Origin of the sequence: Schinkia azotoformans, from assembly GCF_035811335.1 — a bacterium.
Lineage (GTDB): Bacteria > Bacillota > Bacilli > Bacillales > Bacillaceae_J > Schinkia > Schinkia azotoformans.
The window spans coordinates 1-13,011 of the sequence record NZ_JARSMD010000039.1 but is presented as its reverse complement, the minus strand read 5'-3'; the positions used below and the strand labels follow the sequence as shown (position 1 = coordinate 13,011).

Genomic DNA, 13,011 nt, shown 5'->3' with positions numbered 1-13,011 from the left:
ACAAATAAAAAAATCAAAAAGTTAATTCAAAGTCAACTTGAGCAGTGGATATCAGGACTTCCTAGTTATATCAAGGCTTATTTGCCGATTTCACTCTGCGAAAGTTGAGTTATTAATGAATTGAAATTCTCCAAAAATAATCGACACTACTCTACTATAGAAAGTAAAACTTCATCCAAAGTTGAAACTGAAATCTTCATAAAAATGACAAAGAGTGCCTTTTGTTTTGTTGCAAATCGGTGGTACTAATCTATTTAATAATAGTACCCTAATCAGCAATTGTGAAACCAAATTAGAGCCAGGGGGACAGGTCCACTGGCATCCACTGGCATTCTCCCTAACATTTATAAAGCAAAAACACCACTGTATCAAAGCTGTGGAAATCCATCACGATTTAAGAAAAATTTAAAATTTACCCCACTTTTTATTTAAACATTTTTTTCTATCATAGGTAGTGAAAGGAGGAACTTGAAATTTAACAATACTTAAACAAGAAAAGGAGAATGGGAATGAAAAAACAACTTAAAAAAACGTCCGTTCGTTTGGCATCTTTAGGAGTAGTCACTGCGATGGCCTTCTCATCAGGTTTAGTAAGTGCAGAGGAAATGCCCCCAACAACGGAAAGGCCAACTCAAAATACCGTGGTTGAAAACCACACTGATGAAGGGTTGTATGCAGGAGCTTACAAAAAAGTGACGGCTACGGAGGCTCTCGAGGATAAGGATGTGAAAGCCGCTATAGAGCGAGTCCATATTCTGTTTCCAGAAACAAAATCCTATGAGATAAACGCATTTAAAGATGTGGCATCAAAAGGTGATTTTGATAAATATGTTATTAGACTTGAAAAAGATTCAGAACACTTTTTTCACTTCGCAGTAGATGAGAAAACGGGGGACGTTAGCTATACGATACAATCAGTGGAGGCTTCTGAGGTTCTTTCCTATCCTAACGTAAAATCTGGGGTAGAAAAAATTCATGCCTTACATCCAGAAACAAAATCTTATGAGGTTACAAGTGCCAATGTTATAGATAACTTTATTGGGGAATTTAGTAGATATAACATTACACTTAGTGAAATAAATTCCGAAAACTCGATAACTTTTGGAATAAATGCAAAAACAGGAGATATTATTTCAGAATAAAAATCTCTTGTGTAAACGGGTGCCATTAGCGCCCGTTTTGCATTTTAAATTTCATGGTCAATAAGGTATTATGGGATGGAATGTAATTAAGATAACGAGAAGTTTAATAGAGGCTCAGTGTATATTTTTAGTTTCAAAATATAAATGTGTTTTTTAGAAAGAAAAGGTATAATCGTAAAATGAATGAGACCTAGATGGTAAAGAGGTGGAAACATGAAGGATATCACGATACTTATCGCTGATGATGAGAAGGAAATCGCAGAATTAATTGCTTTTCATTTAGAAAAAGAAGGGTATCATGTTATCACAGTATGGGATGGACAGGAGGCTGTTCGTGTTGCCCAGACAGAATCCATTGATTTGCTGATTTTGGATATTATGATGCCTAAAATGGATGGTTATGAGGTAGCCCAGCGTATTCGCGAACATTATAATATGCCTATCATATTTTTGAGTGCTAAAGCGTCTGATTTCGATAAAGTACAAGGACTGGTCATTGGAGCAGATGATTATATGACTAAACCCTACTCCCCGATAGAGTTAGTAGCCCGTGTAAATGCTCAACTCAGACGTTTTATGAAGCTAAATCAATCGGAAACGAACAAGAATTATAAAAACAATCTGGAATATGGTGGATTAGTGATTTCTCCTGATCAGCGTACAGTGACTTTATATGGAGAAAGCATACAACTAACACCGAAAGAGTTTGATATTTTGTATTTACTAGCAAGTCATCCGAGTAAGGTATTTAGTGTGGAAAATATTTTCCAACAAGTTTGGGGAGAAGAGTACTACGATGGTGGTAATACCGTAATGGTCCATATTCGTACGTTACGAAAAAAATTAGGGGAGGCTCATAAGAATAAGAACAGCTTTATCAAAACCGTGTGGGGTGTGGGGTATTCGTTCAATGGGTAAATCTCTGAAAAAAAGCTTTCAGTTTAAAATGCTCTTGCTACTGGGGAAAAGTATGTTTCTTTCAGGTGTATTCACTTATTTATTTTATAAAGCGCTGCAGCTCTATTATCATACGATTCCCAATTATAAGGATATCATGTTTTATGTACGTGAATGGATTAGATATTTGGGTGATGTTAACGTCTTTTTAATTTTATTTATACCCCTTGCCGTTTGGTTTTTCTTTTATTTTACAAAACCCTATTCGGTTTATTTTCAAGAAATCTCACTTGGAATTCGTCATCTCGCCAATGGGGATTTTACGAAGCAAGTTCACATTTCATCAGATGATGAATTTGGAGATATTGCAAAAGATATTAATGTAGCCAGTAAAAAATTGGAAGAGGCGATTCAACGAGGAGATTTTTCGGAAAGCAGTAAGGATCAATTGGTCATTAATTTAGCTCATGATTTACGAACTCCGCTTACATCTGTCTTAGGATATTTGGATTTGATTCTTAAGGATGAGACCTTGACTAAAGAACAGGTTAGACATTTCTTAACGATTGCCTATACGAAATCTAAACGGTTAGAAGATTTAATCGATGAATTATTCGAGATAACGAGAATGAACTATGGAATGCTGCCCGTTGAAAAAATGAAAATCAATGTAACGGATCTCCTTCTTCAATTAAAGGAAGAATTGTATCCTATATTCGAAAAAAATGATTTGATTGCTCGAATGAATAATGCACCGCATTTACCCATTTTAGGGGATGGCGATTTAATCGCACGTGTATTTGAAAATCTAATGACCAATGCAATCCGATATGGATCTGATGGACGCTATGTCGATATTAAAGGTTTTATTGATGGTGATGAAGTGGTCGTTCAAGTTGTCAATTATGGTAATAGCATTCCACCTGATGAACTTCCCCGCCTATTTGAAATGTTCTATACCGGAGATAAAGCCCGAACTCATAAGGAGGATAGTACAGGACTTGGCCTGTTCATTGCGAAGAATATCGTCGAGCAGCATCATGGCACCATTACGGCTGATAGTAGTATCATCCGTACCCTTTTTGAAGTTCGCTTCCCACGGGAAAGTGGTGAAGACGATCAAGATAAAAATAAAGGAATAGATTTAAGAAAAATTTAATATTTACCCCACTTTTTATTTAAACAGTTTTTCTTATTCTATTAAGCATGGTAGAAAAAAGGAGGAGCTGAAAATGAAGAAGTGGGGATTTTTATTATTGATAATACTATGCTTAGGTGTGGCAGCTGAAAAGATGGTCCCTTTTTTTCAAGATGAACTAGATTTTGAAATTACCGAAGAGGATTACACAGATAGCAGATTGAATTCCGGGGATATCCGAAAGGTAAGGATATCAGAAAAACTAATTCATCAGGGGAATTTACTTTTAGTCAATCATCATCACGCAGTTGATCCGGAAAATATAAAATCAGATATCGTCAATGTAGCAAAACATAATGAATTAATAAAAGGATACAGTATATTTGACAATAAAACGTATTTGTCAGAAGAAATAGCCAGGAAATTTTCGGAAATGGTTCTTGATGCGAATAAAGAAGGCGAGTTTAATTTTTTCATTACGAGTGGTTTTCGAGACTTTGATAAGCAAAATGAATTATATCACCAAATGGGCTCTAGCCGTGCCTTGCCAGCGGGCTATAGCGAACACAATTTGGGCTTATCGCTAGATGTGGGAACGACACAAATGATAATGGAGAAAGCCCCAGAGGGAAAGTGGATTAAGAAAAATGCTTGGAAATACGGTTTTGTTTTACGATACCCAGAGGATAAAACGGATATCACGGGTATTCAAAATGAACCATGGCATATCCGTTATGTCGGGTTGCCACATAGTGCGATTATGAAGGAAAAGAATTTTGTTTTAGAAGAATATTTAGATTATCTAAAAGAGAAAAAGAAGATTTCGGCAAACGTCGATGGTAATAAATTTTCTGTATCTTATTCCCCCTTTACTGAAAATATGTCTATTACGATTCCAAAAAACTGTAAATATGAGATTTCAGGTGACAATAGGGATGGAGTCATTGTGACCGTTTACGAATGATTATCGATGACAAGAACTAAGCCTCCTCCGGCGGAAACATGCGATTTATAGAGAAAGTTTTTCGAGCAAGCTCGAAAAAATCTGGGCGCAAATACACCAAGGCGCATTTGATAACAAAAAAGGAGTAACCCAAATGCGTCCATAAAAAATTAAAATTTTATTAATCATGACTTCGATATTACTTGCTTACCTATCTTCAAATAAACTTCATTTACAAAGTGTATAATGACAAAAAAGCTTTGTTATTGCTACTTTAATATAGGGAGTTAATAGAATGACTAAAATACTGATTGTTGAAGATGACGAAAATATTAGAGAGGTTGTTGCTGAATATTTGAAGGATGCTGGGTATGTGGTGATAGTAGCTGAGGATGGGAAAAAGGCATACGATATAATTACAACGACAGATGATATCGATTTATATATTTTAGATATAATGTTACCAGAGATAACAGGGATTGAGCTATTAAAATTCATCCGTAAACAAGCTGATACACCAGTTTTGATGTTAACCGCTTTGGATGATGAAGAAACTCAGCTTATTAGTTTCAATGCGCTTGTAGATGATTATGTGACAAAACCGTTTTCACCTAAGTTGCTTGTAAAGAGAGTAGAATCGTTATTACGAAGAACCGGGAAAATTGATCATTTACTTCAGGTTGGTCCCATTAGCCTAGATGTTGATAGCTATTCTGTTTTTGCAAATGGTGAAAAGCTCACATTAACCTTAAAGGAGTTTGAATTGCTGAAGGTGCTTATGAAAAATAAAGGAAAAGTACTTTCTAGGCAGCAGCTATTAAATTATGCATGGGGATATGACTATTTTGGAGATGAGCGGATAGTTGATGTCCATATAAAAAATGTCCGCAAAAAAATTAATATAAAACTAATTCAAACTGTGAAGGGTGTGGGTTATAAAATAGACGATGAATGGGGTGGTCGTTAGATGTTAAAAAAAAGAGGCATTACCCGCCATACATTCCTATTCACCTCATTATTAATTTCCTTAGTTATTGTTATTTCATTTGGTATCTTGTATATCGCTCTGCCAGATTACTATTTTTATTCCAAACATAAAAAGCTCGAGGATCATGCAGAAAACCTGGTGACAGACATAAAATCTGCTCATACTCAAAAGGAAATAAACGAATTAATAAAACAGTTTTCTGCCTTAAATAATGCTCATGTGACCGTGTATGATGAAAAGGATGAATTAATTGTCGAACTTTCAACCCCATTTAGTTTATATGTTAACCATTTGGGAGACCTCCCGAGGGTAAGGGTTAAAATACAAGATAACTCTGACAATCATGATACCTATAAAAAAAGAGAAGTTATCATTATGCGTAATAAAGTAGATTCTATTGAACTTCGAAAAGATATAGGGGTTCATGATATAGGCTTTATTAAAATTAGTGGAACGATGCAGCCGATTAATGAAGCTAAGAATGTAATCATATCACTAATACCTTATCTTTTACTTGTAGATATTCTTATTGCGCTCATCGCGGCTTATCTGTATTCAAAGAAAATTACAAAACCTATTGTAGCCCTTTCCGATACGGCAAGGCATATGCAGACCTTAACACCCGGTATCACCTCTGGGTTACGTACAAAGGATGAACTAGGAGAGTTGTCGGAAAATCTCGATTTATTATATGAAAAGCTTTGTTCCAATATTGAAAATTTAAAAAAAGAAAAGGATAAAGTAACTGAACTAGAAAAGTCAAAAACTGACTTTATGCGTGCGGCCAGTCATGAACTAAAAACGCCAATATCCGCCCTAAACGGTATTGTTGAAGGGATGATTGATAATGTAGGTGTGTATAAGGATAAGGAGCAATATCTTCTCAAAAGCAAAAAATTAATTGACAATTTATCGTATCTACTCAATGAAATATTAGAGGCATCAAAGCTTCATGTAAATGAAAGCCTACTTAAGATGGAACCAATCAACCTACAAGAAATAATAAAAGGAGCCCTAGAGGATAATCAATTATTTATTGATGAAAAACAGCTGTACATTGATTTGGAAGAAATCCATTATAGGATTGAATCAGATTATCCTATTTTAAAAACGGTTATTTCAAATATTGTATCAAATGCTGTGAGATATACAGTTGAAAAGGGCATTATTCGTATATCCATGACAGACGAAGCAGATTTCTATTGTTTGTCAGTTGAAAACCAATGTGAGAAGATTCCGGAGAATGATCTGCAGAAGCTGTTTGAGCCATTTTACACACGAAATTATAGCAGAACGAAAGATAAAAGTGGAACAGGTTTAGGTTTATATATCGTTAAAGGAAATCTTGAAAAGCTCGGGTTGCCTTATACAATAGAAAACACCTCTTTAGGTTTTACATTTAATATATATTTTGAAAAGACTGCTCAATAGGAGCAGTTTTTTTCTGTGAAAATAAATAGGCTCCGCTGCATGCATCCACTTCGCTTTCCGCGGGTGATCAGTGAGCCTCCTCGTCGTACCTCCTGCGGGGGTCTTTTTCATGGATGACACCTTTTTATCCCGCCTTAACGGGCAGTAAGACTCCCACCTCAAGATTCTGAGTATACAAAGAAGATAGGTGGGAGATCAACTGCCCGTAAAGGTCCGATTGGTTCAACTAACCATCAGTAGGGGATGAGGAAAACCCCCACTGATGGTAGTTTCACTTTATTGGCATTGCTTCATAGCAACTACATATTGGCTCCATATTAACTTTATATAAAAATTCTATACTGCATGTAAGTCAGGTCAAGAGTATGCATAAAAGCGTGCTTGATGATGACGTGAGCCAAATAATTTTGAGGAGGAAGAAGGATGAAAAGAATTCTATCAATACTATTATCGCTGACGATGTTCCTATCTGTGGCTGCCTGTAGCATCGACAGCCAAAACCATTCTGAAGGAACAAAGGGCAGTGGTGATGAAACAGAAAATGAAATTGCGTCTATTCTAGAAGGAGACATAGCAGGGGAAATTACTGTTTCCTCTTATGATTCTACGTTTTATAAAAGCTATTTAGAGGAAGCTGCTATTGCTTTTGAAGCGAAATATCCAGGTACAAAGGTTACCATCGATACATTTTCACAGGCTCCCGATGTTAAAACCGATGGCAAGGGTAAGAAGGTGATTACGAGCAACATCGATCAAAAAAGTCAAGACGACTACATTAGTCGGGTGAATACAGAGTTAATGACAGGTGAAGGAGCCGATGTACTGGCCATGGATATCCTGCCTTATTATAAATATGCGGATAATGGGCAGATTGAAGATTTACGTTTATATATGGAACAGGACAAAACTTTTAATCAGGATCAATATCGTCAGAATATCCTAGAAGCCGTTCGCTATAAAGGAGGGCAATATATTTTTCCATTAGATTATTCCTTTGACTTTATTAGCTATGACAAAACCTTGCTACAATCTGACAAACAAAGTGCTTTCCAGCCTGATGGTCGCTATTCCTATGAACAATTAATTGAAATGGGACAGAGTTCATTTACGGAAGTAAATACTAATCATCCGCCAAGCCCTGTAAAAATGTTTAGTCTTTTCAGTGGGGCAGGCAAGAGTAATAGCATTTTTAACCAGCTTTTTACCTTAGACTATGATGATTTTGTTGATATTGAAAATCGTACGGCAAACTTCAAGGATGGTACCTTTGTGAACCTTCTGGAAAAAGCAAAAGAATATGAAGAAGAAGGATATTTAAATATATCTACGCAAAATGGCAAAACGGATATGTCGGATGTCCTACGGAAAAATGCTTCCCAAGAATATATTTATAAAATACATAAGGACCCTATGCTTCTTCAAGCCTTCGATGATAGCAATAAGAAAAAATCTATCGTCAATATAGGGGGAAGTGCCATTTTCGAAGAGGATGATGCTATAGCTGGGATTCTACAAAATAATGAAAATGAAATCGCCTTTGATTTTACACAAGCCTATGCCTTAAATTCCCATTCTGATAATAAGAAGACTGCTTGGGAATTCATTAAATTTCTGGCTAGTGAAGAAATCCAAACATCATTTAATTTAGTGGGCCGCCCTATCAATAATAAGGCAAATGAGGAAAAATCAAAGTTGCAAATGACAGGCGAATTATATGCGTCTGAGAAAAATACCGACACATTGGAATTGAATGAAGAGCAAACCAAGCTATTTCACAACTATATGGATGCCATCAATAAATATTCGAATATGCTGAATACGTATATGTTGCAGGATACCGTCATTAATCAAATGGTAAATGCAGAAGTTAAATACTTTTTCGATGGAAGTAAGTCGGCAGATGATGTAGCGAATATACTCCAGAATAGAGTAGAGCTGTATTTACATGAATAGAGGTATGCTTTCCAAAATAAGAAGTATAAATCCCGTTTTCGTATTTATACTTCCGGGACTTTTAGGATTCACTATCTTTTATATTTGGCCCTTTATTTTATCTTTGGAGTATGCCTTTGTTGACCAAGCGGTGAATGGAAGCTTTGTCGGCTTACAAAATTTTATCGATTTGCTTCACAATAAACCCTATCTCAATGGACTAAAAAATACTGTTCTATTTATTTTGATTTGTGTACCCCTAAATATTTTTCTATCTTTAGGGGTGGCAACTTTAATTAAGAAGACAAACAAATTCAAAGCTCTTTTTATTCTAATATTTTTAATTCCATTGGTTATTCCATCAGGCTCAATGGTGTTCTTTTGGAAAATGTTTTTTGATTATCATGGTTATTTGAATCATATTTTGTTTCAAATGGGACTAGATAAGGTCAACTGGCTTGAAACCTCAAATGCAAGGTATGTAGTCGTTCTACTATTTATATGGAAAAATCTCGGGTATAACGTCATCTTGTTTTTGGCTGGTTTAAGTTCCATTCCAAAAGAATACTATGAAGCAGCCAAGATTGACGGTGCTGGACCGTTCCATGAATTCATTCATATTACGCTAGTCAATTTGGTTCCCACTTTTTTTCTAGTCATTATTATGTCTATTATCAATTCCTTTAACGTCTTTAAAGAAATTTATTTGATTACAGGTAGCTATCCCCATGAAAGTATCTATATGCTGCAGCATTTTATGAATAATATGTTCAGCTCGCTTCATTATCAAAAATTATCGACAGCGACTTGTATTTTAATCCTAATGATAGGAGTCGTGACACAATGTCTATTTAAAATCGAAAGGAAGTTAACAAAATGAGGACTACGCTTGTTAGAAACTATCATACTATCATTTTATGTATGTTGTCCTATTTGATTCTATTTCCATTGTTCATAACATTTTCAAATTCATTTATGTCTGAAAATGAAATAGGACTCCATTATGCCACTACTTTATCTGATTTTGATATATCGGCCGGTATCGAAGATAATTTCGTTGAGATGAACCTAATTCCGAATGAAGCTACCGTTGAGCAATACAGAGAAACGCTTATTAATCAGCCCTCCTTCCTAATGCTGTTAATGAATTCATTGAAAATCACAGTTCCAGTAGTCATAGGAAATGTAATAGTATCGCTTTTGACAGCATACGGATTTACGATATGGAAGTGGAAATACAAGGAAGCCGTTTTCTACATCTATATATTTGTTATGCTAATGCCGCTTCAGGCCGTTTTGGTACCTAATTATATGATTGCAGATATGATTAACACGAAAGACAGCTATCTGGCTATTATTTTGCCAGGCATCTTTTCCCCATTTGGGACATTTTTGCTGCGTCAAAGCATGAAGGCAATTCCTGTAGAATATTTTGAAGCAGCAGCCATTGACGGAGCCGGTCTGTATTATACGTTCATCCACATTGTGATTCCCCAAATGAAATCTGGCATCGCTGCCCTTTCCATGCTTGTTTTTATCGAGTATTGGAATGTAGTGGAGCAGGTCATTATATTCATTAAAGATTATTATCGGGAACCATTGTCTGTTTATTTATCAAGAATTGCTGAAGGTAGAATTGGGATTATATTTGCGGCTTCTGTGATTTATATGGTTCTGCCATTATGGTTTTTATTAGTAGGACAGAAAAATTTAGAAAAAGGGATAGAGTTGTCAGGAATCAAATAATAAAAAAAAAGCAAGCACGGTGATGATATGGATACGATAACGAAAATTAGAAGAAAATTTAATATAAAGGGTGTAGGTGCGCTATTAATCGTTTTTCTACTTATCTTACTTTTTTTATCCAAAACAATTTATTACTATAACCTCCCGAAGGTAACAGCGGCATCTCCTCTTAGCGGAAACTTAAGTCATTATGAAACAACCTCCGGCATTGTGCAATGGGCAAATACAGAAGACATCTATTCCGAAGTAGAAGGGACTATCGAAGAAATATTCGTTGAAGAAGGCGAGAGGATAACAAAGGGACAACCATTATTTCATCTTCAAAATGATAAAGCAGAGATTGTGAACAGGTTAAAGGAAATCGAGATAAACAAGAAAAAGCTGCAGGTTGAATTGGAAGAAATCGAAATGCAAATAAACGATGCCAAAAATGTTATTTCTCACCCAACAGCTGCTAACGATCTAGTAAAAATAGACATCCAAATAAGTAAATTAGAAAGTCAACGCAATAGCGCTGAAGACGAATATAACAAATACAAGATTTTATATGAAGAAGGGGCGATTTCAAAGCAGGAGTTGGATAATAAAAAAACCATATTACAAAACTTGGAATATGATTGGCAGAGCCTAAAAAATGAATATGAAAAGGTGTACAAAGCCTATCAGGATGACCTCAGTGCTCTCAATCAAGGTTTAGCATCCAAGAAACTCGATTTCACTAATCTCCTAAATCAAGAGGACATCTATAAAAAGGAATTATCAGACTATGAAAATAATACCGTTGTGACAGCTCCAAGGGATGCAACTGTCATTTTAATTCCTGTTAAGAAGGGTCAATATATAAATTCTAATCAACGAATGATGAGCTTTGGTGTTGGGAATGATTTTGAAATCATTGGTGAAATTCCTTTGGATAACAATTTTATTGCGATTGACGATACATGTCAATTGACCAATTCATCACATGCATTTGAAGGTGTGGTGACCCAAATAACAGCTACTGAAAATAGTAAACAAGTTAAAGCAATCTTCACATCAGATGAAGTGACCTTAGGTGAAACCTTTGAAATTGAGTTTTCAAAAGAAAGCACAACCTCTTATACGATAGTACCTAATGGTGCCATTAATAAAGATACGGATGGATATTTTATCTATCTCATTAAAAAGCGGAAAGGAATGTTAGGTGACGAGTATTATGTTAAGAAAGCCTATGTATATATTGGGAGTTCTGATCATGATAATACTGTTATTACAAAAGGAATCGACATGTTTGAACCGATTGTATTACTAAGTGATCAGCCATTCTCAGATGGAGAAATCGTCAAAGTGGAAAATGTAGGTGATTTTTTTGCGGAATAAATATAGAATTCCTACGCTTCTCCTGTTGATTCTAGTAATTGGCTGTCAATTCTTTATAGCTCTAGTGGTCAATGAAAAAGGATTTGAAAACTATCTCCTATCTGTCCCCAAACCCTACACAGCGGCTGCTCTTCATGTAGACAAAGTCGAGCAAATAAATGAGGACCATTTCTTACTTACCTACGAAGTAAATAAGGAAGAAACCGTTACGTCCATAAATGCCAACCATAGTGTAGTGCTGAAAGGAACAAATTATACGTACCCCATTGTCATGGGATATCGTTTTATGAACGGGAGCTTTTTTACTCAATCGATGCAGAAACAAAAAAGTAAAAATGTCGTATTAAATGAGTTAGCTGCCTTCGAATTGTTTGGGAATGAAAACATTGTAAAAAATAAAATTTCTTGGCATGGTGAGTCTTTTACAATCGTTGGCGTTATTCGTGATGGAGATCAAGAAAATAAAAATATTTACATCCCTTTAGAATTTTTAAGCGAAAGCCCAACTACAATTTTGACACCCATAGATGATAAGAAAGGAATAACGGAGGCATATATAAAGAATGAATTGAAAGAAGCGGGTGTAATGGATAGTAGTCATGATTTTATTAATGTAGGTGAAGCAAGACGAATGACTCAAGAACTGGCAATAATAGCCATCCTATTATTTTTCAATGCTGTTCTCCTTCTTTTAGTAAAGTCAGGGATGACAAGCTTGATGAATTCATGGAAAGCTATGAAAGACTTACTAGCACAATATTATTTTACAGAGATTTTACAAAAAAAGCCCACTACTATTTACAGTTTAATAGGAAGATTCATATATACTGCGTTTTGTACATCCCTCATTGTTTATATAGCTGTTACTATCTTTAAGATTTGTATCGATTGGAATATTGACGTGAATCTATTTTTAGAACTTCAATTTGATAGTTTTATGAATAAAATACAATTTATGAAGTATGCTTTGTTATCTTCCTTACTAGCTTTTAGCACGTCCGTCGTCGTTTTAATCCTATGGTTTCTATCAGTCTGTAAAAATAAAACTCCTAGACCCAATGCTTAAAATGGTTATAAATAGGAATGGGGTCAATTTAGGAGGACTACTTATGACAAACCAGGAAAAGAGGTTTGTCTTTTTATTTGTAAAACATCATGTGCAAACGTCATTGCAAATACTTACAGTTTTAGACCTTTTTTACAAAAATGTGGAAAATTGTAGAGAAAGAGGATGGTTGGGTTAAAAAATAAGGGAATTGGAATGCTCTATTGTGGTGAAGATGCAGAGCAGAATGGAAAGAATTTGTGAGTAAACGATTCTAGCAAAATACTATCATTCCTAATAAAAGTGTTATAATAATAAAAAAGAGGTCGGAGTGATATTAATGGAAGAAACTTTAGGATTAATTCTTAATGACTCAACTTTCGCACCAAT

At 35.2% G+C, this 13,011-nt stretch carries 12 protein-coding genes; all 12 read left to right on the top strand.

Annotated features, from left to right (window positions below; all coding sequences use genetic code 11):
- Positions 1–509: 509 nt before the first annotated feature.
- The 12 genes from P9E47_RS19885 to P9E47_RS19830 all read left to right on the top strand — a co-directional run bounded on the left by P9E47_RS19885 (position 510) and on the right by P9E47_RS19830 (position 12,820).
- On the top strand, positions 510–1,142 hold the full coding sequence (locus P9E47_RS19885; protein WP_326164493.1) for a hypothetical protein: 633 nt from the start codon (positions 510–512) through the stop codon (positions 1,140–1,142).
- 213 nt (positions 1,143–1,355) lie between these two features.
- Positions 1,356–2,060 (top strand): response regulator transcription factor, encoded by a 705-nt coding sequence (locus tag P9E47_RS19880; RefSeq protein WP_326164492.1) that lies wholly within the window; start codon positions 1,356–1,358, stop codon positions 2,058–2,060.
- A complete protein-coding gene (locus P9E47_RS19875; RefSeq protein WP_326164491.1) occupies positions 2,053–3,198 on the top strand; it encodes a sensor histidine kinase in 1,146 nt (381 codons plus the stop codon). The genes P9E47_RS19880 and P9E47_RS19875 overlap by 8 nt, the downstream gene beginning before the upstream one ends.
- A 73-nt stretch (positions 3,199–3,271) precedes the next feature.
- The gene (locus P9E47_RS19870; protein ID WP_326164490.1) at positions 3,272–4,141 is read left to right on the top strand and encodes a M15 family metallopeptidase; all 870 of its coding nucleotides are present in this window, start codon (positions 3,272–3,274) and stop codon (positions 4,139–4,141) included.
- A gap of 274 nt (positions 4,142–4,415) precedes the next feature.
- Complete coding sequence (locus P9E47_RS19865; protein WP_326164488.1) at positions 4,416–5,087, top strand: response regulator transcription factor; 672 nt, start codon at positions 4,416–4,418, stop codon at positions 5,085–5,087.
- On the top strand, positions 5,088–6,539 hold the full coding sequence (locus P9E47_RS19860; RefSeq protein ID WP_326164487.1) for an ATP-binding protein: 1,452 nt from the start codon (positions 5,088–5,090) through the stop codon (positions 6,537–6,539).
- 423 nt (positions 6,540–6,962) lie between these two features.
- A complete protein-coding gene (locus P9E47_RS19855) occupies positions 6,963–8,492 on the top strand; it encodes an ABC transporter substrate-binding protein (protein ID WP_326164486.1) in 1,530 nt (509 codons plus the stop codon).
- Positions 8,485–9,351: a carbohydrate ABC transporter permease gene (locus P9E47_RS19850; RefSeq protein WP_326164484.1), complete on the top strand. Its 867-nt coding sequence runs from the start codon at positions 8,485–8,487 to the stop codon at positions 9,349–9,351. The genes P9E47_RS19855 and P9E47_RS19850 overlap by 8 nt, the downstream gene beginning before the upstream one ends.
- On the top strand, positions 9,348–10,217 hold the full coding sequence (locus P9E47_RS19845) for a carbohydrate ABC transporter permease (RefSeq protein WP_326164482.1): 870 nt from the start codon (positions 9,348–9,350) through the stop codon (positions 10,215–10,217). The genes P9E47_RS19850 and P9E47_RS19845 overlap by 4 nt, the downstream gene beginning before the upstream one ends.
- A 27-nt stretch (positions 10,218–10,244) precedes the next feature.
- Entirely contained in the window at positions 10,245–11,576 is a 1,332-nt protein-coding gene (locus tag P9E47_RS19840; protein ID WP_326164481.1) for an HlyD family secretion protein, read from the top strand.
- On the top strand, positions 11,566–12,642 hold the full coding sequence (locus tag P9E47_RS19835; RefSeq protein WP_326164479.1) for an ABC transporter permease: 1,077 nt from the start codon (positions 11,566–11,568) through the stop codon (positions 12,640–12,642). Before P9E47_RS19840 ends, P9E47_RS19835 begins: the two co-directional genes overlap by 11 nt.
- A gap of 43 nt (positions 12,643–12,685) precedes the next feature.
- The gene (locus P9E47_RS19830; protein ID WP_326164478.1) at positions 12,686–12,820 is read left to right on the top strand and encodes a hypothetical protein; all 135 of its coding nucleotides are present in this window, start codon (positions 12,686–12,688) and stop codon (positions 12,818–12,820) included.
- Positions 12,821–13,011 lie beyond the last annotated feature (191 nt).